This is a genomic window from Castellaniella daejeonensis (assembly GCF_039523555.1).
Lineage (GTDB): Bacteria > Pseudomonadota > Gammaproteobacteria > Burkholderiales > Burkholderiaceae_B > Castellaniella > Castellaniella daejeonensis.
In genome coordinates this window covers 163,144-187,493 of the sequence record NZ_BAAAFN010000009.1, presented here as the reverse complement: position 1 = coordinate 187,493, position 24,350 = coordinate 163,144, and the positions used below count along the sequence as shown (strand labels likewise).

The following is a 24,350-nucleotide window of genomic DNA, read 5'->3' as shown; positions in this document are numbered from 1 at the left end:
AATACCGCCCACATGACTCGTTGGGCGGCGTCCCGCCGGTGCAGTTTATGCCCCGGCTAACCCTTGCTCCGAAACTCTATCAGCCGCTGTCTACTTGACGGGGGAGCTTACGACTTGACGGGGGAGCTTACGGGATATATTATGGATTCCTTCTTCAGTGTGATCGGAGTGGATCTTTCTCGTTTTGATTGGCAAGGCGTTTCTGCTGTCAGCGGTTTATTGATGGTTTGGCTGAATATTGTCTCGATTGTTGGCGTGGTTATTGGTTATCGGGAACTGTAGGTTCTTGTGATTATGAATATCTTTGCGTCAGAGGTAACGGTACGTAGCAAACCGTAGCCTCATATTCCTATCCCGCTGGTGCCCTGCAGGACCTTTCCTTCAGGAGGATCAGTGGGATTTTTCTTTCTATTTCAATGCTTGCATAAGAAATATAAAGAACCCTTACCAGCCGGTTGCACTGTTCTTCTTATGATCAGCGGATTGCGATGATTGGCTGATGGCATGATGAGAAAAGGGGTAATGGCAGGCTTGTTGGCAGCCCCCGCACTGTTGATGGCCTGGGGCAGCCTGCGATATATGGTGTCCCCCCTAGGCTACTGGATAGCCTGGGGACTGTGGGCTACGGCCGCGGTGGTCGAGCTGCGCCCTATGCGGGTGCGGGCGGGATGGAAGACTGCCGGCTTATGGATGACAAGCGCCTTTGGCCTGCTGCTTCTGGGCATGGCTGTGTCGGCGATAGTCAACCACGATGGCGTGACGCTATACCAATCGGTAAAGGTTCTGGTGATCGGCATCTTGTGCTGGATCATGTGGTGGCTGGCCTCTCGCGTAGATGCCGAATCTCTGATCCAGGCACTGTACAGCGTACTGGTGTTGGTAACCCTGGTCTTTTTCCTGTCTAAGGCGTTTTCCTCAGTTTCTTATGGCCTGGGTGGATCCCGCGAAGGTGACGTGTTCGCCCGCGCCGGGGTCCTCTGGAAGGCGGGTCTGTTTTTCCTGCCTTTGTTCATTACGGATTGGCTGTGTAATTCCCGGCGATGGATCGCGGCAGCTTGCGCGATTGGTGCATGTCTCTTCCTAGTATCTGTCGATGGCAGCCGGACCGGACTGTTGCTCATCGTGGCGGTTGGTCTGGGCTTCGGTATTGTCCTGTGGTGGCGGGGGGACTGGCGCGCGTTTCGACACCGACCGTGGGCTCTACCCTTGGCAGTTGGGGTCTTGCTGATCTTGCTGCTTCTCAATGCCGGGATGAATACCTGGAAGCAGGGTCCCTCGACAGGCTTGTCGTCTACGGGGTCGTCTCGGGTCGAAGCCTTGGTGGGTAAAGCTCTTGCCCCCGTGATGGACAACCGCCTGGGCGAAGGCGATGCGCCTCGTATCCGTCTGCTGCGTAATGGTCTGGAAAAGTCCCGCGAATGCTTCCCCTTGGGATGCGGTTTCGGCTCGACCGCCATCGATGCAGGCTACGGCATCCCTATGAACGTGCATAACGCCTACCTGGGGGCGCTGGCGGATTTCGGCCTGCTGGGTCTGCTGGGCATGCTGGGATTCGTCGTTGCGTCGGTGCTGCCGATGCGGGTGCTGTGGGACCGTTCGGCGGATCCGCGACATGTGTATTTCGTGCTGGCGACGTCGGGTTCGGCGCTGGCCTATTGCGTTGCGCTGAACCTGCATACCTTCAGCACCGAGATGTCGGAATGGGGGTATCTGATCCTCATGCTGGCTTTCGCCTGGCAGCCGGCCCGTGCATCATGATGACGCGGCGTGGGTCGATGGGGGCACTGGTACGTAACGCCGGCGCGTTGTACGGGGTGCAGTTGGCGTCCTATCTGGTGCCTTTGCTGGAAATCCCCATCCTGGCGCGGGCGCTGGGCCCCACCCTGTATGGGCAGATACTGTTCTGCCAGGGCCTGGCACTGACGGCGTCGGTGGTGGCGGAATACGGCTTCAATCTGAATGCGGCCCGGCAGGCGGCAGTGCATGGAAGCCGCTCAGCACTGGCAGCACTGTTTGCGCAGGTGATGGGGGCCAAGACGCTGCTGGCCGTGCCCATGATCGCCATTGGGTTGCTGGTCTGGCTAAGCGGCTATGGTGGTGTTGCGCTGGCCGATCCGGCGCTGGTGCCTTTCGTGATCGCGTATTTCCTGGCCTTTGGCTATAGCCCCATGTGGTATTTCCAGGGGGTGGAGCGCATGGCCGGGCCGGCGGCGCTGGATGTGGCACTGCGTCTGTGTGGGCTGGCGGGGCTGGCCTGGGTGGTGAGCGGGCCGGATGATTTTCATGCAGCGCTGTGGATTCTGGCGGTGCCGCCCCTGCTGAACACAGGGCTGACCCTGGCCTGGGCACGCCGGCAGATTGGCTCCACGCGTTGGGACTGGCGCGGGGCCTGGCGTCAACTGGGCCAGGGTTTTCATTTCTTTGTCTATCGGGGCGCTGGCAGTCTGTCCATGGCGGCGGTGCCGGTGGGCCTGGGCATGGTGGCTGGGCAGCATGCGGTGGGCCTGTTCGGCCCGGCGGAAAAGCTGGTCAAGGGCATGATCAGCCTGGCGCAGCCGCTGCTGATGGCTGTGTATCCGCTGTGTGCCCGCACGGTGGGGCGGGGTGGCCAGGCAGCTTATGGCGGGGCGGCGCGCCTTGTAGTGGCACTGGGGCTGCTGGCCCTGGTGGGGGCCTTGATAGGTGCCTGGCTGGGGCCCTGGGTGCTGGGGCTGATGCTGGGTGCCGGGTTTCAGCAGACCTACGTGGTGTTCGGATGGTTGCTGTGCCTGGTGCCTTTGCGGGTGCTGAATCAAGCGCTTGCGCTGGTGCTGTTGATTCCGGCCGGGCGGGCGCGCGCCGCCAGTTATGCGATCTCCGGGTTCTCTGTGGCGGCAGTGCTGGCTGGCGCGGTGCTGGCGCAATGGCATGGCGGCGTCGGGATGGCGGCGGGGTTGCTGGCGGGTGAAATCTTGTTGTGCGGAGCGCTGGCCTTCATGTCGTGGCGCCTGGTGCGGGGCGCCGGCGGGAAGACGGACACCGGCCCGCCGGAACGGCTGCGGATCCTGCTGGTGTCCACGGGGCTGAACATGGGCGGCGCAGAGCGGCAGGTGGTGGATCTGGCCGATAGCCTGGCGGCGCTGGGGCATCGGGTGATGATCGCTTATATGGTTGATGGCGTGGCCTTGCGGCCGGTAAGCCGCCGCGTTGCCTTGTACCCCTTGCGGTGCACGAAAACGCCCATGGCGCTGCTGAATGGCTATGTGCGGTTGGCGGCCATGGTGTATCGCTGGCGGCCTGATGTGGTGCATAGCCACATGGTGCATGCCAATCTGCTGGCGCGCCTGACTCGGCTGGCGGTGCCCATGCCGCGCCTGGTCTGCACCGCGCACAGTAATCGTGAAGGCGGCCGCGGTGTGATGCTGGCCTATCGCCTGACCGATTGCTTGGCGGATGTCACCACCCATGTCAGCCGCGCGGCCGCCGCCGAATATGAGCAGGCCGGGGCTGTACCGGAAGGCAGCATGGTAACGGTGTACAACGGTATCGATATGCGGCGCTTTCAGGAATGTGCCGCAGGGGCGGATTCCGGCGCCTGGCCAGGGCCTGGGGGGCGTCGGCGGGTGCTGTCGGTCGGCCGCCTGGTGCCGGAAAAGAACCAGGCGGCCCTGCTGCATGCATTTGCTCTGGTGGCGGGCGATCACCCCGACACCGACCTGTGGATCGCCGGAGACGGCCCCCTGCGGGCGGATCTGGAAGCACTGGCCAGAACGCTGGGCCTGGTCGGGCGCGTTTTCCTGATGGGGGAACGGCTCGATGTGCCGGAATTGATGCAGGCGGCTGACTTGCTGGTGCTGTCGTCCCGCGTGGAAGGCTTTGGCCTGGTGGTGGCCGAGGCGATGGCATCCGGTGCGCTGGTGGTGGCAACCGATGTGGGTGGGGTGGCCGAGGTCATGGGGGACCATGGCTTTCTGGTGCCGCCGGGGGATGTGGCGGCCTTGGCGCAAGGTATGGCGAAAGCCTTGCGCATGGAAAGATCCCGAGCGTCCTTGCTGGCGGCCTGCAACCGGGCCTATGTGAGCAGCCGCTTTGATATTCGCCGCATTACCGAGGATTGGCTGGGCATCTATCGGGGGACCGGGGCATGCTGACGGTGCTGACGCCGTCCTATGATCGGGCCCGCACCCTGCCGCGTCTTTTCGACAGCCTGCTGCGGCAGGCGAGCATGGACTTCGAATGGCTGGTGGTGGATGACGGCAGTACGGACGAGACGGCCGCACTGGTGGATGGGTTTGCTACGCGAGCGCCGTTTGCCGTGCGGCGGGTGTTCCAGTCCAATGGCGGCAAGCACGTGGCTGTCAACACCGGGGTGGATCAGGCGCGGGGCGATTGGATCTTTATCGTCGACAGCGATGATTGGCTGCCGGACAACGCGCTGCAGGTCGTGACGGCGGCGCTGCAGCCGGTGAAAGACGATGCGGGCGTGGTGGGGCTGTGCTTTCGCAAGACCGACGCCCTGGGCCGGGTGCTAGGCCGCGAGTGTGCCGACCTGCCTGTGCCCTGGGCCGCCGCGCCGACGCAAGCCGGGCGTCGTGTGCGGGGGGATCTGGCCTACGTCTTCCGGCGCAAGGCCATGGCGGCCGTGCCGTTTCCCGTGATCCCGGGCGAAAAATTCGTGCCGGACCAGTATGCCTGGAACAGGATCGGCGATCAGGGCACCATCCTGTTCTATCTGGACCGCGCCGTTTATCGCTGCGAGTACCTGGAGGATGGGTATACTCGGAACTTTTCGATACATTTGCGGCGCAACCCCAGGGGGTTTTTCCTGTTTTACGCCGCCCAGATCCGCAGGGAGCCCCATTTCGTGGACAAGCTAAAGGCCGCGGTGCGCTGCGCGCAATGCCTGGCATACCGGGCCGCGCGTCGTGTGCGCACGGATGGGATGGAAGGATAGATAATCCGGGTATGCCGAAAACGATAGCCCTGATTGCTCACCATGCCGGTTCCCTGCTGAACTTCCGGGGGGACTGGATTCGTGATCTGTGCGCTTCCGGCGCGCGGGTGCTGTGCCTGGCCCCCGATTACCGGGACGAGGATCGGGCTGCCGTGCGCGGGCTGGGGGCCGAACCCGTTGACTATAGCCTGCAGCGTACCGGCATGAATCCCGTGCGCGATTTGCGTGATGCCTGGGCGTTGATGCGCCTGCTGCGGCGTGTGCAGCCGGACGCGACGTTTGCGTTTTCGACCAAACCGGTCATCTACGGCACGCTGGCGGCCTGGGCTGCACGGGTGCCGCGCCGGGTTGCAATGATTGAAGGCGTGGGCTTTGTATTCACCGACGGGGATCAGCCCCTGGGCTGGAAGCGGCGGGTTCTGCGCCGTGTGGTGGCCTGGCTTTACCGGCTGGCCTTGTCGCGGGCACATCGGGTGATTTTCCTGAATCCGGATGATCGCCGTGAATTCGAGGTGCGCGGCCTGGTGCCGGCCGATCGTGGCGTGGTGCTGGGCGGGATCGGTGTGGATCTGGATGCCTGGACACCCGCGCCGCCCGTCCGGGATCCAGTCACCTTTCTGCTGGTGGCCCGGCTGTTGCGTGAAAAAGGCATCGTCGAATACGTGCAGGCCGCCCGGGAAGTGCGCAGCCGGCATCCGGGTGTGAGGTTCCTGCTGTTGGGTGGGCTGGATTCGAATCCGGGCGGCCTGGCCCGCGCTGAAGTCCAGTCCTGGGTGGACGAAGGCGTACTGGAATGGCCTGGCCACGTGGATGTGCGGCCCTGGCTGGCGCAAGCCAGTGTGTTCGTGCTGCCGTCGTGGCGGGAAGGCGTGCCGCGCAGCACCCAGGAAGCCATGGCCATGGGGCGGCCGGTGATTACCACCGATGCCCCGGGGTGCCGGGAAACGATCGAGGACGGCGTGAACGGTTTCCGGGTGCCGGTGCGGGATGCAAGTGCGCTGGCGCAGGCCATGCTGGGCTTCGTGCAGGAACCGGAGCGGATCGAAATCATGGGGGCGGCCAGCCGCCGCCTGGCCGAAGAGCGCTTTGACGTGCGCCGCGTCAATGCGCTGCTGTCGGAATGGTTGTTGCAGGGCACGGCAGGTGTGATTCAAAGGGGAAGGGCTTGAGTTTGCGAGAGGATGCCGACATGGGCCGTTACGAACGCCGCCACTCCCGCTGGTATGAAATCCTGCTGCTGAGCGGTCCGTTTCAGTTGCTGGCGGGCTTGTGCGTGGCCTTGGTGGTGCCTGCAGTGTGGGCGTGGGGCGGCGCGTTCTGGCAGCACCTTGATACGGTACGGGTCAACACCCTGTGGGCCGTTGGCCTGTCGTTCATCGTCATCGTGCTGGTGCTCCGCCGTCTGGCGCGGTTTTCGGGCGGCGGGATCATGGCGCATATCGCGCCCATCGTGACAGGGGTATTTTTGCTGGCTTTTGCGATTCTGTTTTTCAATCGCAGCGGGTATTCGCGTCCCGTACTGTTGTCTGCCTATGTTTTAAGCTTGCTGTGGTGCTATGCGGGGTATTTCGTTGGCCGGCGTTATCGGCGGCTGAAGTTCGCCGTACTGCCCATGGATCCCCCCTGTACCCTGCAGTCGGCTCCGAACCTTGAAATTCGTCACCTGACGCGGCCGGACCTGGAAGGCGTGCGGTATGACGCCGTTGTTGCGGATCTGCGTGGATCGAGCATGACGCCGGAATGGGAACGTTTCCTGGCGCAGTGCATCCTGGCGCACATTCCCGTTTTTCACATCCGCCAGGTGATGGAAGGGCTGACCGGCCGTGTGCGTATCGATCACCTGGCGGAAAACGAAGTCGGCACCTTGCTGCCGTCGCCGCTGTATGCGGTCTGCAAGCGCCTGATCGATATCCTGGGTGTGCTGGTGGTGGCGCCGGTGGTCTTGCCGCTGATGCTGTTCACCGCGATTGCAATCCGCATGGACAGCCCCGGCCCGGCTCTGTTCGTGCAGAATCGTGTGGGCCTGGGCAACCGGGATTTCCGCATCTATAAATTCCGCAGCATGCGCGTCGATGCCGAGGCCGATGGCGCACGCCTGGCCAGCGATGGGGATGATCGCATTACGCGCGTGGGCGCATTCATTCGCAAGACGCGGCTGGACGAACTACCCCAGCTCTGGAATGTGCTGAAGGGCGATATGAGCCTGATTGGGCCGCGCCCCGAGCAACGGGTGTTCGTGGACCAATTCGACGCCGAAATTCCTTTCTACATTTACCGTCATGTCGTGCGGCCGGGCATCACGGGCTGGGCCCAGGTGATGCAGGGCTATGCCGGCGATGCCGACGCGACACGGGTCAAGATCCAGCACGATTTTTATTACATCAAGCATTTCTCGCTGTGGCTGGACATCCTGATCGTGTTCAAGACTGTGCGGATCGTGCTGACAGGGTGGGGTGCGCGGTAGCGAATCCGTGGCTTGTGTAACAACAAGAAACTAAATGGTAAAATTTCCGCCCTAGCAGCTGTGCAGGCACATCGCCCAGCATGGCACTCCGAAAAAAATCCGTCCTGTTCCACCAGGGCGCAGGGGGAAATGTGAAGGTCGGCCTGTTTTGCTATTCGAATTCCACCAATGTGGGAGACTTTATCCAGACCTTGGCAGTCGCACAGCATCTGGACCAGGAATATCATCTGGTCGATCGCGATTTCATGAACCAGTACGATGGCGAACCCATGGCGGTCGTCATGAACGGCTGGTTCACGGATGAACCCGACAACTGGCCGCCGTCGCCGTCGATCATCCCGGTCTTTCTGGGGTTTCACATTTCCCGGGAATCCGCCGCCATCATCCGCGAGCATAAGGAATACTTCAAGCGGTATGCGCCCATCGGCTGTCGGGACCATATGACGGCTGAGTACATGCGGGAATGCAGTATCGATGCTTATGTCAGCGGTTGCGCCACCATGACTTTTCCCAGACGGGCAGCGGATCTGGCTGCGGACAAGGTCGTGTTGGTGGATGAGCCTCTGCGCAATTTCCTGCGCTCCGAGCGCCGGGATTTTGTCTTCATCTCGCATGAGCTGGAGCCCTATATGTCGCAGCCCCTGCGGTTCCAGGCAGCCAGTGAACTTCTGGACTTTTATCGGGAAAATGCGGGGTTGATCATCACCCGGCGTATTCATTGCGCCATGCCCTGTGCAGCGATGGGGATTCCTGTCGTGTTTTCTGGGATGAAGGACGGCAGGACGCGGATCGTGGATATCCTGGGGTTGCACTGTAAGCAAGCGAAACGCTACCCCAGAAGCCGTCTGGCGGACTTTCCCAGGGAAGTCGTCGAGTTCGAGGAAAAGAAAAGGCAGATTAATGAAGACCTGCACGCTCGCCTGGTGGCCTTGGGGGTGAAGGTCAAGGTTCCTGCCTGGCAGTGATGCCGTGATGTGGCTGTCCGGGGTGTTTCTCTGCATTTGATCCCCATCAACACCCCCTGCACTTGCCTGCCAGAATCGCTTGAATTCCAGTACGAGAAAACCCATATTGAAAGCACCGGCAGGATGGTGTAAATCCATGCGCGCCGTCCGTGCCTTTTCCTATGGTTGACCGCATTGGGAGGTTCGACATGGCAAATCATCTGACGCGTTTCAATCCGTTCGGCGACCTGACGGGTTTTGAAAGCCTGCGGGGCATCGACGACTTCTTCAACCGCTTTCCGCTGGCGTCGGCCCTGTCCGGGCGCGTGGAAGAGCCGCGCCTGAACATCGACGTGACCGAGACGGAGCAGGCCTATGCCGTCAAGGCCGAGGTGCCCGGCGCCCGCAAGGAAGACATCAGGGTCTCGATCGAGGGTAACGTGGTGTCGATCCGGGTGGAAAAGACCCGGGAAAACGAAGAGAAGGAAGGCGAGACGGTGCTGCGCCGCGAACGCTATCACGGCGTGCAGATGCGCCGCTTCAGCCTGGGCCACGACATCGATGCGGCCGCGGCGACCGCCCGCTGCGCCGATGGGGTGCTGGAGCTGTCGTTGCCCAAGAAGGCGAACGGCCAGGGCGCCCAGCAGCTGGCAATCCAGTAATCGTCCGGTCCTGGGTGGCCAGGGCGGCGCGGTCTGCGGGCCGCGCCGCCCTTTTTGCGTCTGCCGGTAGAATATTCGTTCTTTTCAGACCTTCGGACGTGCGATATGCGCCTCATCATTGCCCTGCTGCTGCCCTGGCTGGCGTTCTTCACCATTGGCCGCCCCATCTCGGGGATCATCTGCCTGATCCTGCAGATCACGCTGATCGGCTGGATTCCGGCGGCCATCTGGGCCGTTTATGCGCTCAGCCAGTACAACACGGATAAGAAGATCGCAAAGGCGATGGGCGGCCGTGACTGATGCACGGCCATCCGGGGGCGCCAGGGCCCGGGATGATCTCGCAGGCTGGCAGGCGCTGGTGGCAAGGCTGGGCCTGCAGCCCCATCCCGAAGGCGGCTATTACCGCGAAGTCTTCCGCTCCGGCCTGCAGGTGCCGTTTCAGGGCGGTTCGCGCAGCGCCGGCACGTCCATCTACTATTTGCTGGCGCAGGGTGCCTGTTCGGCCTGGCACCGGATCGATGCGGACGAGGCCTGGTTTTTCCACGCGGGCGGCCCCTTGTCGCTGCATGTGCTGTCGCCCGATGGCGGGCTCGTCACGCATCGGCTGGGCGATCCCCTGCGCCATGCCGGCGCGGCGCCCCAGGCGGTGGTGCCTGCGGGCTGCTGGTTCGCGGCGGAACTGACCCATCCCGATGATTTCGTCCTGGTGGGGTGCGCGGTGGCGCCGGGTTTCGAGTTTTCCGGTTTCCAGCTGGCCACTGAACAGGACCTGGCTGCTGCCGTGGGCCGCCATGGCGATTGGATCCGGCGTTTGCTGAGATAGGTGTGCCGGACCGGAACCGCTTGCGATATAGTGTCCTGGCAGGACGAGCGTGGTCCGTGCCCGTCCGGAAAACCAAGAACCGGAGACAAATCCATGAGCGGCGATTACATCCTCAAGCGCAGTGGCGAACAATTCATGTTCAACCTCAGGGCCGGCAATTACCAGGTGATCCTGACCAGCCAGCGATACGCTTCCAAGGCATCTGCCCAGCAGGGCATCGAGTCGGTGCGCAAGAATTCTCCTGCCGATGAACGCTACAACCGCCTGACGGCCAAGAACGGTTCCTTCTATTTCACGCTGTCCGCCGCCAACGGTGAAATCATCGGCAATAGCGAGATGTACACCACCGCAACCGCCCGCGACAATGGCATCGACTCGGTCAAGGCCAACGGCCCGACCGCTGTGGTAAAGGACGAAACCTGAAGAGCGCCCCCGCCCCGGGGTGTTTATCCCCGGGCTGCCGCAGGGTCACGGGCAGCCCGGGATTGCCGGCTCTTTGACTCATTCCTGTCCGTCGTCTGGACCCTGCGCCGGCGGCACGGTCTTGCCGCTCAGCCTTTCGTAGTTGTCCCGCAGCAGCAGGCCTGCGTAGTACACGTGTTCCCGCATCAGTTGCTCGGCGCGCGCGCCGTCGCGCTCGATGACGGCGGTGACGATGCGGTGGTGGTCGTTGTGGGACCGCAGGATCACGCCATGGTCGTCCCACAGCATGATCCGGTCGGAGGCGAACGGCGCCGTCTGAGCCTGCGTGGCGAACCGCGTGACCCAGGAATTCTCGGCAGCCTTCAGCAGCGTTTCATGCAGCGTGATGTTCATCCGCTGGTAGGGCTGGTGGTCCTCGGGCAGCAGGACGCCTTTGGCCAGGATGGCATCGCCTTCGGCCAGGCAGGCCTTGAGCTTGCTGATGTCCAGGCTGGACAGACCCTTGTGGGCGGCGCGCCGGCAGGCCAGGCCTTCTAGCACGGCGCGCACTTCATAGGCGCCGATGATGTCTTCGTACTGGTAGATGCGCACCGCGTAGCCGCGTTTGGGCTGGTGCTCCAGCAGCCCCTCGTTGCCCAGGTTGGCCAGAGCCGCGCGGATGGGCGTGCGCGAAACCCCGAGCTTTTCCGCCAGCGGGATTTCCTCCAGGCGTTCCCCCGGCGCCAGGATGCCTTGCAGGATCCAGTTGCGCAGGGTTTCGGTGACGTGTTCAGCCAGGGTATTCATAAGAACATTGTATACATGGACCGGAAAAAACGATGAAAACAGAGGGGGATATCCGACAAATTTAGGTGTAAACCCGGATGACCACCCCCTTCTGTGTATGCATAATAAATCTACATCAAGAATTTTTCTTGAATTGCCCTGCGGGAACCGGGGTTAATTCGCAAACCGATGGTTTGCATGTATACATGAAGGCGGCTAGATGGCGGAACATCCCAAGGCAGGACAAGACAGGATCGCCCTGGTGACGGGGGCGGGCGGGGGGATCGGTACGCGGATCTGCCAGCGCTTGGCCAGTGATGGATATCGGGTGGTGGCCTGCGACCTGGCAGCCGACCGTGCGCAAGCGGCGATCCAGGGCCTGGAGGGCGGACATCAGTGGCGCGCGTTCGATGTCAGCGATGAATCGCAGGTCGAGCAGGCGTTCGATGAAGTCGAGGCCGGCCTGGGCCCTATCGCGGCTGTGGTGTCGGCGGCCGGGCTGCTGCTGTTCCAGCCCGATGGGCAGCGCCCGCTGATCAAGGCCACGCCCCTGGAAACCTGGGAACGCAGTTTCGCCGTGAATGCGCGCGGGGTCTTTCTGTGCGCACGCGCTTATATCCGCCACCGCGAGCGCCGGCCCGTCCAGGACGGCCGTTTCATTACGTTCAGTTCTGTGGCGGCGCAACTGGGGGGCTACCGGTCCAGCGCATCCTACATTGCGGCCAAGTCCGCCGTGCTGGGGCTGACCAAGGCCATGGCCCGCGAAGTCGCGCGCATGGGGATCACGGTCAACAGCGTATCGCCGGGGCTGATCGATACCGACATGCTGCGCAGCACGGTGAGCAGCAGCGGTGCCTTGCGAGATGCGGCCGAGGCCATTCCCCTGGGGCGGATCGGCACGCCCGGCGACGTGGCCGACGCGGTCGGGTTCCTGGCGTCGCCGCAGTCGGGCTACATCACGGGCAGCGTCATCGATGTGAATGGCGGTTATCGCATGCAGTAGGCCGGGCTCCACCGGGCCGGCCGGGGGTCAACGAGGAAATCACGAGGAGACATCATGAAATTCAGCAGCGTCAAGAAAGCGGCCCTGTGCATGGCCGTCGCCAGCCTGGGCCTTGCGGGGATGCCCGCGGGGGCGGCAGAGCCCGGCATTACCGATTCCACCATCCGGATCGGCTTGTTCTCGCCCTTGTCGGGCAGCGGCATGGCCTATGGGTTCGATGTGGTCAATGCGGCCAAGATGTACTACGACAAGGTCAACAAGGAAGGCGGCATCCACGGCCGCAAGATCGAGCTGGTCGTCGAGGACACCCGCTGCAACGCCAACGATCTGGTGGCGGCGGTCAAGAAGCTGGTCGAACAGGATCACGTGTTCCTGCTCAACGGTGGCTCTTGCTCGGCGGCGGTGGTCGCGGCCCGGGAATACGTCGAGCGCGCCAAGGTGCCCTTCCTGATGCTGAACGCTTCGGGCGACGGCGCGCTGTATCCGCCGTCGAAGTACATCTACGGCGCGTTCTCGATCTCGCAGTACGCGGTGGGCGGCTCGATGGTCGAGTTCGCCGTCCAGCACCTGAAGGGCAAGAAGATCGGCTACATCAACCATGACGACGCCTATGGCGGCTGGAACCTGACCACCGCGGAATTCCAGGCCAAGCAGCACGATGGGGTTTCGCTGAGCGTGCAGTCGGTCAATCCGGCCATCAACGACGTCACGGCGCCGATGCTGAAGGTGCGCGCGGCCAATCCCGACGTACTCCTGCTGACGACCTACGCACGCCCCGCGGCGCTGATCATCAAGAAGGCGCATGAGCTCGGCTGGAACAAGCCGATCGTGCTGGCGGTCACCGGCACGGCGGATCTGGCGCAACTGGTCGAGAACGTCGGCGGTCCGGCGGCCCTGAAGAATTTCTACATTCAGGACGTGGTGGCGGGCCTGCCGTCGGATCCGAAGATGAAGTGGGTCTACGACATGTACAAGGAATACTACCCGGACCTCGCCGCCAAGCCGGGGCACCCGCAGAGCTACATGCCTTATGGCCTGCCGCCCGCGATGACCGTGGTGCAGGCGCTGAAGGACGCGGGGCCGGAGCCCACGCGTGAAAAGGTCCTGGCCGCCCTGCAGCATTTCAAGCTGGACACGGGCGTGATGGCCAGTCCGGTCGAGTTCACGCCGGACGACCATGCGGCGCAGAAGTCGGCCATCTACCTGAAGTTCGACGGTCAGCACAAGGAACTGATCTCGGGCGCCTTCAAGAGCGCCTGGACCTACCAGCCGAAGCAGTGAGCCATCCTGTGACGAAGGCCGTGGGCGCCGCCGCGCCCACGGCGGCGCGGCGCCAGTGGAGTGATCGATGAGTTTTGCGGATATCTGGCTTTTCCTGCAGCAGGGTGTGTGGTCCGGCCTGGTCACGGGCAGCGTCTACGCGCTGCTCGCGGTGGCGGTCGTGATCGTGTTCAAGACGACGGACGTGCCGAACTTCGCGCAGGGCGAGATTTTCATGGTGGGCGGCTATGTGGCGCTGTTCCTGATCCTGGTGCTGGGCTGGCACTACGCGGTGGTCATCCCGGTGACGCTGGTGGTGGTCGCCGCGATCTGCGCGCTGTTCCAGCGCGTGGTGATGGAGCGGGTGATCCGGGCCAAGGGCGTGGGCGTGCAGCTGGTGATCGCCACGCTGGGTCTGGCCTATGTGCTCAAGGGCGCGGTGCGCCAGACCGGCCTGGGAGACGCGCCGCGTTCGCTGCCGGCGCTGGTCTCGTCCGATACCGTGATGATCGGCGATGCGGTGCTGACGCGCCTGGACCTGATGATCCTGGGCGCGGCGATCGTGGTGATGCTGGCCTTGTACGGCCTGTTCAACCACACGCGCATCGGCAAGGCGATGCGGGCGGTGGGCATGAATCCCCGGGCCGCCCAGATCGTGGGCGTCAGCCTGGTGCGCATCCGCATGGCGGTCTGGGCGCTGGCCGGCCTGATCTCGGCCGTGTCGGCCGTCCTGATCCTGCCCAAGATCCTGATCACGCCGGACATCGGCCATGTGGCGATCCTGGCGTTCGCCGCGGCGATCGTGGGTGGCATCACCAGCATTCCGGGCGCGGTCGTGGGCGGCTTCATCATCGGCGTCGCCGAAAACCTGGTGGGCCTGTTCGTGTCGACCAACGCCATCGTCGTGGCTCCGTTCCTGGCCATCCTGATCGTTCTGATCGTCCGTCCGCAGGGCATCCTCGGCGGCAAAGCGCAGGTCAAGAAAGTATGAAAATCAATGTCGACAAATGGGGGCTGGCGGCGCTGGCGGTGGTGCTGGCGGTGCTGCCGTTCACGGCCAGCGGCTATGTGCTTTACATCGTCAATCTGCTGATGATCTACATCGTGCTGGCCCTGGGTCTGCACCTCGTGATCGGCGAGACCGGCCAGTTCGCCCTGTCGCATGCCGCCTTCTACGGGATCGGCATCTACACGGCCGGCATCATCAACAATGCCTGGCATCCGAATTTCGTGGTGTCGGTGCTGGCGGCCGGCGTGATCACGGCGGTTCTGGGCTATCTGCTGGGCGCGCTGGCGATCCGGATGCGCGACATCTACCTGGCCCTGTCCACCTTCGCCTTCGGCGAGGCCATGCAATGGGTGTTCCTGAACTGGACCGAGGTGACCAACGGTTCGAACGGCTATCAGATGTCGCCGGCCCGGTTCTTCGGGCTCGAACTGACTTCCGACCTGGCCGCCTATCCTTTCGTGATCCTGGGCGCGGCCCTGATGCTGTGGCTGACCGTGCGGCTGTCGAGGTCGCAGCTGGGCGCGGCGTTCCGCGCGGTGCGCGAGAGTGATGTGGCGGCGCGGGCCATGGGCATCGACGCCCACGTCGTCAAGCGGGTCGCCTTCATGTGCTCGGCCGCCTATGCGGGAGTGGCGGGCGGCCTGTACACGACTTTCGCATCCTTCATCCATCCGGAAAGCCTGGGCTTCTGGACCACGATCCTGATTCTCATCATGATCGTGGTGGGCGGGATCGGCTCGGTGCGCGGGGCCGTCATCGGCGCGGTGATCTTCGGCCTGATCTCGGAACTGCTGCGCCAGGTGCTGTCCTTCCAGGAGATCATCTACGGCCTGATCCTGATCGGGTTCATGATGTTCGCGCCGCGCGGCCTGTTCAGTGGCCGCGTCCGCGCGCGCAAGGCGGCGCCGGGCGAGTCCGCCGGGAGGGCCGGGACATGAGCGCTCAGGCGATGTTGTCGATCAATGGCCTGACGGTGCGTTTCGGCGGCCTGACCGCCGTGGACGACCTGTCCTTCGAGGTCGGCCGGGGGCGGATCCACGCCCTGATCGGTCCCAACGGGGCCGGCAAGTCCACCACATTCAACTGTATTTCCCGCTATTACGACCCCTCGGGCGGCGCGATCGCGCTCGCGGGCGAGGACATCACGCGGCGGGGCGCCTCGGACATGGCGGCGCTCGGGGTCGCGCGCACGTTCCAGAACCTGGAGCTGTTCAATGAGCTGACGGTCGAGGAGAACGTGCTGCTGGGCACCTATGCCTACGGCGCGCGCGGCCTGTCGCGTTTGCTGCGCCGCCCTTCGGCCGAGAACCGCGAGTTCGCCCATCACCTGATCGAACGCGTCGGCCTGGCCGATTTTCTGGACGCGAAAGCCTGCGGCCTGGATTTCGGCCGCCAGAAAATGCTGGAACTGGCGCGCGCGCTGGCGATCAAGCCGCAACTGCTGCTGCTGGACGAGCCGGCGGCGGGGCTGCGCAATCGCGAGATCGACCAGCTGGACCGCATCCTGACCGAACTGGCGGGTGGCGATGGGGTGACGGTGCTGCTGGTCGAGCACGTCATGCAACTGGTGATGTCGATCTCGGACCGCATCACGGTGATGTCCTTCGGACACAAGATCGCCGAGGGCACGCCGGCGGAGATCCGTTCGGACGCGCGCGTGATCGAAGCCTATCTGGGCAAGGGGCATGATGATGAGTGAGGCTTTCCTCTCGATCGAGTCCGTCTCGGCCTCCTACGGCAATATTTCCGCCCTGCACGACGTGTCCCTGGAAGTGCCCGGGGGCGGGATCGTCGCCTTGCTGGGCGCCAACGGCGCGGGCAAGTCCACGACTCTGAACGTGATCTCGGGCCTGGTGCGCCCGACGCGCGGGACCGTGCGTTTCGACGGCGAGCCCATCCATCGCATGGCGGCCGATCACATCGTCCGGCGGGGCGTCATCCAGGTGCCCGAGGGGCGCGAGATCTTCCGCGACATGAGCGTGCGCGAGAACCTGGAGATGGGCGCCTACACCCGCAAGGACAGGGCGGCGGCCGCCCGCGACCTGGACTCGGTGTGCGACCTCTTTCCGCGCCTGCGCGAGCGCCTCGCCCAGAAGGCCGCCACCCTCTCGGGGGGCGAGCAGCAGATGCTGGCCACGGCGCGCGCCATGATGGCCAGGCCCCGCATGATCCTGATGGACGAGCCTTCCATGGGCCTGGCGCCGCTGGTGGTTGAGCAGATCTTCGAGACGGTGCGCACGCTCAATCGCGAGCAGGGCATCACCATTCTGCTGGTCGAGCAGAACGCGAAACTGGCCCTGTCGGTATCCAGCCACGCCTACATCCTGGAAAACGGCGAGGTCGTGCTGCAAGGCGCCTCGGCGGATCTGAGGAACGACGAGGCCGTGCAGCGGGCCTATCTGGGGGGATGAGGATGCTGCTGGAGGACAGGCTGGCCCTGGTGACGGGCGCGGCGGGCGGCCTGGGAACGGCCATCGCGCAGGGTCTGGCCTCGCAGGGCGCCCGGGTGATCGCGGCCGACCTGGACGGCGCGCGCGCCCGGGATCTGGCCGACCGGATTCGCGCCGGGGGCGGACAGGCCTGGGGCGAGACGATCGACGTGACCGACCGCGAGGCGGTCGCCCGCCGGGCGGCGGACCTGGCGGCGCGCCTGGGGCCGATCGACATCCTGGTGAACAACGCGGGAGTCTCGGGCCGCGCGCGCATCGACGACCCGCAGTCCCGGGAGGTCTGGGACCGGGTGGTCGCCGTGAACCTGGAAGGCCTGTTCAACGTCACGCACGCCTTCGTGGGACAGCTCAAGGCCACGCACGGCTGCATCGTCAACCTGTCGTCCGTCGTGGCCTTCGTCAGCGGGGTCTCGTCGGCGGCCTACGTCGCATCCAAGGGCGCGGTGCGGTCCTTCACCCAGGCGCTGGCGCGCGACCTGGCGCCGTTCGGGGTGCGCGTGAACGCGGTGGCGCCGGGCCTGATGCTGACCGGGATGGTGGCGCCGCAACTCGCGACGCCCGGCGGGGCGGACTGGTTCATGACGCGGGCGCCGATGGGCCGGGGCGGCGAACCGCGGGAGATCGCCGGTCCCGTCGTGTTCCTGGCCTCGGAGATGGCCAGTTACGTGACGGGTGTCGTGCTGCCGGTGGACGGCGGCTTTCTATCGGCTTGAGACGAGGAAAACGGAATGGAATCAGTGGCGTTGGTCACCGGCGCGGCGGGCGGCATGGGACAGGCGATCGTCCGGCGCCTGGCGCTGGATGGCTTCAGGGTCGTGGCGGTGGATCGCGGCGAGGCGCCTTTGCGCGCGCTGGCCGAGCGGCTGCGGGGTGAAGGGCTCGAGATCGATCCGCGTGTGGTGGACCTGGCCGACGAGGCGCAGATCGACGCGCTGATCGACGGGCTGCCGCCGCTGGCGGCGCTGGTGAACAGCGCGGGCCTGTTCGACGAGCGCAAGTTCTTCGACGTGTCGCAGGATGATTTCCGGCGCATGTTCGAGGTGAACCTGATCGCGGCGGCCAGCCTGACGCAGAAGGCTGCCGCGCGGATGGCCGCCGGAGCCAAGGTGGTGAACATCGCCTCGCGCGCCTACCTGGGGGCGCGCCATCACGCGCACTACGTGGCGTCCAAGGCCGCGCTGGTGGGCTATACCCGGGCGAGCGCGATGGAACTGGCCGAACGGGGGATCCTGGTCAACGCGATTGCGCCGGGTCTGATCGATACGCCGATGCTGCGCGCGCTGACGCCGGAGCGGCTGGCGGCCCAGCTGGCCCTGCAGCCGACGGGCCAGGCGGGCACGCCCGAAGACATCGCCCACGCGGTGTCGTTCCTGGCGGGGCCGGCGATGTCCTTCATCACCGGGCAGGTGCTGTTCGTCGACGGGGGCAAATCCCTGGGCGGATCGGGAGCATGAGAATGAATGACGTGCAATGGGACGAGACCGTCGATGTGGTGGTGCTGGGATCCGGGGCGGCCGGCATGTCGGCCGCGCTGACGTGCCATTTCGAAGGCTTGCGGGTGCTGCTGCTGGAAAAGACCGATCGCATCGGCGGTTCGACCGCGGTGTCCGGCGGGGCGGTCTGGATTCCCCTGAACCCGGGGGCGGCCGCGGCCGGCCACGGCGACGATACGATCGAGCAGGTCCGGGAATACCTGCGGCGGACGGTGGGCGACGCCTCGCCGCCGGAGATGCTGCAGGCCTACCTGGACAACGGTCCCGCCATGGTGGAATACCTGCAGGCGCGCGGGGCGCTGGCGCTGGCCGCGCGGCAATATTCGCCCGACTACTATCCCGACCGGCCGGGCGCGTCCCTGGGCGGCCGTGCCATGGATCCGCTGCCCTTCGACGGCAGGCGGCTGGGCGCGCATTTCAAGGAACTGCGCGATCCCCTGAAGGAATTCGTCGTGCTGGGCGGCATGATGGTCAACGTCACGGACGTCTATCATCTGCTGGGCGCGTGGCGCTCGCTCAAGTCGTTCTGGCATGGCGGCAAGCTGGTGCTGGCCTACTGGATGGACCGCCTGCGCGGCTATCATCGCGGCACGCGCCTGCTGCTGGGCAACGCCCTGGCCGCACAGCTGTTCCATGCCGTCCTGCGCGAACGGATACCCTACCGCCTGAACACGCCGGCCCGGCGGCTGCACCGCGATGCGCAGGGCCGCGTCGCGGGGGTCGAGGTCGAGCAGGGCGGGGCCGTGCGGCGCATTCGGGCGCTCAAGGGCGTCGTCGTCGCCACCGGCGGCTTTCCCTGGAACGCCGAACTGCGGGCCGAATGCTATCCGCAGCCCACCGGTCCCTGGTCCATGGCGCCCGAAGGCAACCGGGGCGAAGGCATCGGCATGGCGCGCGGGGCCGGAGCGGTCATGGGAACGGGCTACGCATCCCCGGCGTTCTGGGCGCCGGTGTCCCTGTGGCGCAAGGCGGACGGCACGGTGGTCCGCTACCCGCACCTGGTCTGGGACCGCGCCAAGCCGGGCCTGATCGCCGTCAACCGGCGCGGCGAACGGTTCGTCAACGAATCGGCCTCGTACCACGAGTTCGTCAGCGTGATGTACCGCGGCGAGCCGGCGCCGGAGATTCCCGCCTACCTGATCTGCGACCACGCCTTCATCGAGACCTGGGGCCTGGGCCTGGCCCTGCCGGGCGGCCGCCCGAGGCGGCACCTGATCGACGACGGGTATCTGGTGCGCGCGGCCACGCTGCCCGACCTGGCGGCGCGCCTGGGCATCGATCCGCAGCGCCTCGCTGCGACGGTCGAGCGCTACAACGGGATGGCCGCACGGGGCGAGGACACCGATTTCGGCAAGGGGTCGACCGCCTACAACCGCTACCTGGGCGACCCAGCCCACCAGCCCAACGCCTGCCTGCGCCCCCTGGGGCGGGGACCGTACTATGCTGTCGAGGTGGTGGCGGGCGACATCGGCACGGCCTGCGGCATCCGGACGGATGAACGGGCGCGGGCGCTGGACGCGCAGGGGCATCCGATTCCCGGCCTGTTCGTCGCGGGCAACGACATGCAGTCGGTGATGGGCGGGGCCTATCCGGGGCCGGGCATCACCCTGGGGCCGGCGCTGACGTTCGGCTGGGTGGCGGGGCGCGCGCTGGCGGCGGCCGACTGAGCGCGCGTCACGGACCGCGCGGGACAACGCGGACGCCGGGCGCGCTACGGTCCGGCTTCGAATTCAGATCTTTGGAGAAACGCATGAAGCTCTATTACTCGTCGACCTCGCCCTATGTGCGCAAATGCCTGATTGCCGCCCATGAACTGGGCCTGGCCGACCGCATCGAACTGGCGCCGGTCGTCACCATGCCCACGGCGCACAGCCCGGAACTGATGCGGGACAACCCCTTGTGCAAGCTGCCGACGCTCGTCACCGACGAGGGCCAGGCGCTGTACGACAGCCGGGTCGTGTGCGAATACCTGAACGACCAGGGGGGCGGCGCACTGATCCCGGCCGGCGGCGGCAAGTGGGCCGCCTTGGTCGACCAGTCCCTGGCCGACGGGATCCTGGATGCCGCCCTGCTGATGCGTTACGAGGTCGTGCTGCGGCCGGCCGAGCGTCAATGGCCGGCCTGGCGCGAGACCCAGGAAGAAAAGGCGTGCAGCGCGCTGGGCCAGTTCGAGCGGGCGGTGGGCGGCTGGCCGGCCGACCGGCTGGACATCGGGGTGATTGCGCTGGCCAGCGCGCTCAGCTACCTGGACCTGCGGTTTCCGGATCTGGACTGGCGGGGACCCCATCCGGGGCTGGCGGCCTGGTTCGCCGACTTTGATCAGCGGCCCTCGATGCGGGCCACGGTGCTGAAGGCCTGACGTAGCGGCGCGGCTGGCCTTTGGCGGGCCGGTAATCAGTCCGTAATGCCTTTGATCCGGGCTTCGTAGTCGGCCAGGCGGCCCTGGACGGCGCGTGTGCCGTAATGGAAGGCCAGTACCGCTGCAGGCCACTGCCGTAGTTTGCTGCCGCTGATCTGTTGTTTACCGAACTGCGTGCGGGTCGTCGACCAGGCAATGGGCAGACGGTTGTTGTGTACGAATTTTATCAGCCCCTTCAGGAGTTCCGGCCTGCTGACGAAACGATCGCTCCATTTGATTTCCAAGGCAGCAATGGGCTTGAGCGCAGGGGATGACTCCACAAGATCCACTTCGTTGTCTGCTGTGCCCCAGCGCGCATAGTTCAATCGGGCGTTTTCATGGAAACGCTGTGCAAACAGCGCAGTTTCCACCAGATGTCCAAAGTCGGCGTCGTCGGGAGACCTGACTCCGAACAGTCCTGTGTACATGGCTGGGTTGGTCAGGTAGATCTTGAAATTGCGCTCCCTTTGGTAGCGCTTGCCGTCTTGATCGACACGGAATACCCGTTTGATGAGAAAGGCAGCCTCCAAGTATTCGATATATCTCTGGATGGTTGGTTTGCCTACGCCGCTACGCTTGGATAGCTGCTCGAATGAAACTTCTTCCGCCGTATTGAAGGCCAGCAAGGTGAACAGGGAATTCAGTTCCTGAATGTCCTTGATGCCGTATAGCTGTGGCAAATCTCGAAGCAGGACTTTGTCCACGATGTCGGATTTGACGAAGCGCTCGGGATCGTTGCGGACGGCGGGCGACAGGGCGAGTTCGGGGTAGCCGCCGAATTTCACGTAGTCGACGAACTGCTCATTCAGATGATGGATGTCCTTGAGGGCGTACAGTCCGGGGGACTCTTCGAAAATGGCGGGGGGTTCCTGACGGAGTTGCAGATATTCGGAAAAGGTGAGCGGCGGCAACAGAAAATCGGTGAAACGGCCCGCACCTGATTCGGTGCTCTGCCGCTTTAGCGCCGCGGCGGCTGAGCCGGAGACGAGGATACGCAAGTCGGGCCGATGATCGACCAATGGCTTGAGGTGTTTTTCCCAGTCCTTGTGAGACTGGATTTCGTCGAAGAACAAATAGCGGGTGCCTTCGCCGTCGGGTGTGGCTTCCTCGATCTGGCGGATCAATGCCTCGAGTGACTGGCCATGCAACAGCGGGTGATCCATTTCGACATAGGCGATGCGGTGTGGTGGTATTCCGCTGGTGAGCAGGTCGGCCATCAGGTGGCGGATCAGGATGGTCTTGCCCACGCGGCGTGGCCCCAGCAGCACGATGGCGCGCCGCAGGCTGGGTTCCAGCAGCAGTTGCCTGATGGGTGTGAGGTAGGCCCTGGGATGCATGGACAGCGTGTTGGCATCCATCCGGCTGGTTTGCCACCACAGGTTCAGTCTCTTAAGATGATCAGTAACCTGTTGATTTGAAACGTCTCTCATCCGGAAATCCAGTTAAGCATGAATTCTTATGCTTAACTCTATCATGAGAGCTGGGCCGTGGTCTCCCTCCGGGTTTGCGGCGCTAAACCACCAGCGCCACCGCGTTCCGGTATCCCGCGCACAGCGCCAGCACTTGGGCTTCCCGCGACCCGGCGTCCTCGGGCCAGTCCGTTTCCAGCGGCCGGCGATCCGCGTCGCGCCGCGCCAGGGACAGCACGGCCTCGCTCACCCGCGTGTCGTGCACCAGCACGTCGGCCTCGTTCAGGGCGCGCAGCTGGCTCAGGGTGATGCTGCCCGGATCGGCGGGGCAGGGGGCGATCCAGCTCAGGCGGCGCGGCGGCGCGGTTTCGCTGCCGGCGTCGTCCAGCCGGGCAAGCAGCGTGCGTGCCGCTTCGGCGGAATTGCCTGCGCGCAGGTGCGCCAGGACGGGGCCGTCGTACAGCCAGTCGTAGAAACGGCGGCGAGCGCCGTGGTCGGGATAGGCACGGCGGATGGCGGGCCGGTGGTCGCGGGCCAGCCGGGCCAGGTCGCCCAGCGCGGGATCGAACAGGGATTCCATGCGTTCGCGCAGGCGCCGGGCCAGGACCGGGGCGGCGCCGCCCGAGGAAATGGCGATGGTCAGGGGGGCGCGGTCGACGATGGCCGGCACCTGGAAGGACGACAGCGCGGGGTCGTCCACGACGTTGGCCAGGATGCGGCGCGTGTCCGCGGCAGCCTTCACGCGGGCGTTGAGCGCGCGGTCGTCGGTGGCGGCGATGACCAGCCAGGCGGATTCCAGCCAGTCTTCCCGGAACGGCCCCGCCAGGTGCGCGAGGCGGCCTTCGGCGGCCCAGGCCTGCAGTGTGCGGGTCAGGCGCGGCGCGCCGACCCGAACCTGGGCGCCGCAGTTCAGCAGGGCGCGCACCTTGCGTTCGGCCACGGCGCCCCCGCCCACGACCAGCACCGGGCGGCCGTCCAGGTCGGCGAACAGGGGGTAGAGGGCCTTCATGCGGGGCAGGCCACGGGTTCTTCCGCCCAGGGCACGCGCGCCGGGTCGGCCAGGGCGACGACGTCGCCGATCACGATCAGGCAGGGCGATTCCAGACCGGCGCTGCGGGCCGTCCGCGCCAGGCCGGCGAGCGTGCAGCGCACGGCTTTCTGGCGCGGGGTGGCGCCCTGGGAAATGAGCGCGGCCGGCGTGGCGCCGGGCAGGCCGTGCAGCAGCAGTTCCGTGCCGACGTGGCCGGCCTGGAACAGCCCCATGTAGAACACCAGGGTGCGCTGGCGGTCCGCCGCCAGGGATGTCCAGTCCAGATCGCCCGCGCCGTCCTGGCGGTGGGCGGTCATCAGGCAGACGCCGGCCGCCAGGTCGCGGTGCGTGAGCGGGATGCCGGTGGCGGCCGCGCAGCCCGAGGCGGCGGTGACGCCGGGCACGACCGTCACCGGGATGCCCTGGGCGCGCAGGAATTCCATTTCTTCGCCGCCGCGCCCGAAGATGAAGGGGTCGCCGCCCTTCAGGCGCACGACCGTGAGGCCGGCCCGGGCGTGCGCCGCCAGCAGGATGTGGATGTCTTCCTGGGGCACGCTGTGCCGGCCAGCCCGCTTGCCCACGGGGATCCTGGGAGTGCCGGGACGGCAGTGGTCCAGCAGTTCCGGCGCGGCCAGGCTGTCGTGGAACACGACGTCGGCGGCCTGCAGGGCGCGCAGGCCGCGCAGGGTGATCAGGTCGGCATCGCCGGGCCCGGCCCCGACGAGCCAGACGTGCCCGGATCGGGCCTGGTCCGGGGCGGGTGACGGCGTGGGGCGGTCCGCGCCGGGGTCGGCCGGTCCGCGAAGGGATTCAGGCTGTGGCTTCGGGCGCATGGGCGGCCTCCGGATCGTGGGCGGTTTCGAGGCGGCCGATGCTCAGGGTGCCGTCGGCATCCACGCGCAGTGGCCAGCGGCGCACGCGCACGGTCTCGTCTTCCAGGCACTGGCCGGTGTCCAGGCGGAAATGCTGCTTGTACATGGGCGAGGCGACCACGGGGTGGCCCTGGAGTTCGCCGACGATGCCGCGCGCCAGGATGGCCGCGCCGCAGAAGGGATCGACGTGGTCCAGGGCGTAGGGGCCGGTGTCCGTCAGGAACACGGCGACCTGCGCGCCGTGGGCGCGGACGGCCGCGCCGGCGCCCGCGACCAGTTCGTCCAGGCGGCAGACGGCTTGCCATGCGGTAGCCTCGGCGCTGTCGTGGGCGTGCGTTCCGGCACGCGCCGGAGTCTCGGGGGCGGAGTGTTCGGCGGCGCCCTTGGCGCGCCGGTGGGTCGATGGCTTCAT

General features: G+C 65.4%; 26 protein-coding genes. 21 read left to right on the top strand and 5 right to left on the bottom strand.

Annotated features, from left to right (window positions below):
- Nucleotides 1–141 precede the first annotated feature (141 nt).
- The 11 genes from ABD022_RS06780 to ABD022_RS06730 all read left to right on the top strand — a co-directional run bounded on the left by ABD022_RS06780 (nt 142) and on the right by ABD022_RS06730 (nt 10,249).
- A complete protein-coding gene (locus ABD022_RS06780) occupies nt 142–282 on the top strand; it encodes a hypothetical protein (RefSeq protein ID WP_343820581.1) in 141 nt (46 codons plus the stop codon).
- A gap of 210 nt (nt 283–492) precedes the next feature.
- Entirely contained in the window at nt 493–1,758 is a 1,266-nt protein-coding gene (locus ABD022_RS06775; protein WP_343820579.1) for an O-antigen ligase family protein, read from the top strand.
- Entirely contained in the window at nt 1,755–4,130 is a 2,376-nt protein-coding gene (locus ABD022_RS06770) for a glycosyltransferase (protein ID WP_343820577.1), read from the top strand. The genes ABD022_RS06775 and ABD022_RS06770 overlap by 4 nt, the downstream gene beginning before the upstream one ends.
- The gene (locus ABD022_RS06765) at nt 4,124–4,933 is read left to right on the top strand and encodes a glycosyltransferase family 2 protein (RefSeq protein WP_343820576.1); all 810 of its coding nucleotides are present in this window, start codon (nt 4,124–4,126) and stop codon (nt 4,931–4,933) included. Before ABD022_RS06770 ends, ABD022_RS06765 begins: the two co-directional genes overlap by 7 nt.
- Before the next feature lie 11 nt (nt 4,934–4,944).
- On the top strand, nt 4,945–6,102 hold the full coding sequence (locus ABD022_RS06760) for a glycosyltransferase family 4 protein (RefSeq protein WP_343820574.1): 1,158 nt from the start codon (nt 4,945–4,947) through the stop codon (nt 6,100–6,102).
- A 20-nt stretch (nt 6,103–6,122) separates the two neighbouring features.
- Nucleotides 6,123–7,397, top strand: coding sequence for a sugar transferase (locus ABD022_RS06755; RefSeq protein ID WP_343820572.1), 1,275 nt, complete (start codon nt 6,123–6,125; stop codon nt 7,395–7,397).
- An 80-nt stretch (nt 7,398–7,477) separates the two neighbouring features.
- Nucleotides 7,478–8,362, top strand: a complete 885-nt coding sequence (locus tag ABD022_RS06750) for a polysaccharide pyruvyl transferase family protein (RefSeq protein ID WP_343820570.1) — start codon at nt 7,478–7,480, stop codon at nt 8,360–8,362.
- A 188-nt stretch (nt 8,363–8,550) separates the two neighbouring features.
- Nucleotides 8,551–9,003, top strand: a complete 453-nt coding sequence (locus tag ABD022_RS06745; RefSeq protein ID WP_343820568.1) for an Hsp20/alpha crystallin family protein — start codon at nt 8,551–8,553, stop codon at nt 9,001–9,003.
- Nucleotides 9,004–9,108: 105 nt separating this feature from the next.
- Nucleotides 9,109–9,303, top strand: coding sequence for a YqaE/Pmp3 family membrane protein (locus ABD022_RS06740; protein WP_343820566.1), 195 nt, complete (start codon nt 9,109–9,111; stop codon nt 9,301–9,303).
- Nucleotides 9,296–9,826 carry a cupin domain-containing protein gene (locus ABD022_RS06735; protein WP_425545202.1) on the top strand — a complete coding sequence of 177 codons (531 nt, stop codon included), beginning with the start codon at nt 9,296–9,298 and terminating at the stop codon, nt 9,824–9,826. Before ABD022_RS06740 ends, ABD022_RS06735 begins: the two co-directional genes overlap by 8 nt.
- A 93-nt stretch (nt 9,827–9,919) precedes the next feature.
- Nucleotides 9,920–10,249, top strand: coding sequence for a YegP family protein (locus ABD022_RS06730; protein WP_343820565.1), 330 nt, complete (start codon nt 9,920–9,922; stop codon nt 10,247–10,249).
- Between the two features lie 78 nt (nt 10,250–10,327).
- Here the strand turns inward: ABD022_RS06730 and ABD022_RS06725 are convergent, their stop codons facing one another.
- On the bottom strand, nt 10,328–11,035 hold the full coding sequence (locus ABD022_RS06725) for a GntR family transcriptional regulator (RefSeq protein WP_343820564.1): 708 nt from the start codon (nt 11,033–11,035) through the stop codon (nt 10,328–10,330).
- Between the two features lie 199 nt (nt 11,036–11,234).
- On the opposite strand from ABD022_RS06725, the gene ABD022_RS06720 reads away from it, so the two are divergent.
- The 10 genes from ABD022_RS06720 to ABD022_RS06675 all read left to right on the top strand — a co-directional run bounded on the left by ABD022_RS06720 (nt 11,235) and on the right by ABD022_RS06675 (nt 20,588).
- Nucleotides 11,235–12,017: an SDR family NAD(P)-dependent oxidoreductase gene (locus tag ABD022_RS06720; protein WP_343820562.1), complete on the top strand. Its 783-nt coding sequence runs from the start codon at nt 11,235–11,237 to the stop codon at nt 12,015–12,017.
- Between the two features lie 54 nt (nt 12,018–12,071).
- Nucleotides 12,072–13,298: an ABC transporter substrate-binding protein gene (locus ABD022_RS06715; RefSeq protein ID WP_343820561.1), complete on the top strand. Its 1,227-nt coding sequence runs from the start codon at nt 12,072–12,074 to the stop codon at nt 13,296–13,298.
- A 67-nt stretch (nt 13,299–13,365) separates the two neighbouring features.
- The gene (locus tag ABD022_RS06710) at nt 13,366–14,268 is read left to right on the top strand and encodes a branched-chain amino acid ABC transporter permease (RefSeq protein WP_343820560.1); all 903 of its coding nucleotides are present in this window, start codon (nt 13,366–13,368) and stop codon (nt 14,266–14,268) included.
- Nucleotides 14,265–15,224 carry a branched-chain amino acid ABC transporter permease gene (locus ABD022_RS06705; protein WP_343820558.1) on the top strand — a complete coding sequence of 320 codons (960 nt, stop codon included), beginning with the start codon at nt 14,265–14,267 and terminating at the stop codon, nt 15,222–15,224. Before ABD022_RS06710 ends, ABD022_RS06705 begins: the two co-directional genes overlap by 4 nt.
- On the top strand, nt 15,221–15,985 hold the full coding sequence (locus tag ABD022_RS06700) for an ABC transporter ATP-binding protein (protein WP_343820556.1): 765 nt from the start codon (nt 15,221–15,223) through the stop codon (nt 15,983–15,985). The genes ABD022_RS06705 and ABD022_RS06700 overlap by 4 nt, the downstream gene beginning before the upstream one ends.
- A complete protein-coding gene (locus tag ABD022_RS06695; RefSeq protein WP_343820587.1) occupies nt 15,978–16,697 on the top strand; it encodes an ABC transporter ATP-binding protein in 720 nt (239 codons plus the stop codon). Before ABD022_RS06700 ends, ABD022_RS06695 begins: the two co-directional genes overlap by 8 nt.
- 2 nt (nt 16,698–16,699) lie before the next feature.
- On the top strand, nt 16,700–17,449 hold the full coding sequence (locus ABD022_RS06690; protein WP_343820554.1) for an SDR family NAD(P)-dependent oxidoreductase: 750 nt from the start codon (nt 16,700–16,702) through the stop codon (nt 17,447–17,449).
- Nucleotides 17,450–17,464: 15 nt separating this feature from the next.
- Nucleotides 17,465–18,190, top strand: coding sequence for an SDR family NAD(P)-dependent oxidoreductase (locus ABD022_RS06685; protein WP_343820552.1), 726 nt, complete (start codon nt 17,465–17,467; stop codon nt 18,188–18,190).
- Nucleotides 18,187–19,896, top strand: a complete 1,710-nt coding sequence (locus ABD022_RS06680; RefSeq protein ID WP_343820551.1) for an FAD-dependent oxidoreductase — start codon at nt 18,187–18,189, stop codon at nt 19,894–19,896. Before ABD022_RS06685 ends, ABD022_RS06680 begins: the two co-directional genes overlap by 4 nt.
- 83 nt (nt 19,897–19,979) lie before the next feature.
- Entirely contained in the window at nt 19,980–20,588 is a 609-nt protein-coding gene (locus ABD022_RS06675) for a glutathione S-transferase (RefSeq protein ID WP_343820550.1), read from the top strand.
- A gap of 35 nt (nt 20,589–20,623) precedes the next feature.
- Here ABD022_RS06675 and ABD022_RS06670 read toward each other — a convergent pair whose 3' ends face one another.
- The 4 genes from ABD022_RS06670 to nirD all read right to left on the bottom strand — a co-directional run bounded on the left by ABD022_RS06670 (nt 20,624) and on the right by nirD (nt 24,350).
- Entirely contained in the window at nt 20,624–22,057 is a 1,434-nt protein-coding gene (locus tag ABD022_RS06670) for an ATP-binding protein (protein ID WP_343820548.1), read from the bottom strand.
- Between the two features lie 82 nt (nt 22,058–22,139).
- On the bottom strand, nt 22,140–23,045 hold the full coding sequence (locus tag ABD022_RS06665) for a precorrin-2 dehydrogenase/sirohydrochlorin ferrochelatase family protein (RefSeq protein WP_343820546.1): 906 nt from the start codon (nt 23,043–23,045) through the stop codon (nt 22,140–22,142).
- Entirely contained in the window at nt 23,042–23,899 is an 858-nt protein-coding gene (cobA, locus tag ABD022_RS06660) for a uroporphyrinogen-III C-methyltransferase (protein ID WP_343820544.1), read from the bottom strand. The genes ABD022_RS06665 and cobA overlap by 4 nt, the downstream gene beginning before the upstream one ends.
- The gene (nirD, locus tag ABD022_RS06655; RefSeq protein ID WP_343820543.1) at nt 23,877–24,350 is read right to left on the bottom strand and encodes a nitrite reductase small subunit NirD; all 474 of its coding nucleotides are present in this window, start codon (nt 24,348–24,350) and stop codon (nt 23,877–23,879) included. The genes cobA and nirD overlap by 23 nt, the downstream gene beginning before the upstream one ends.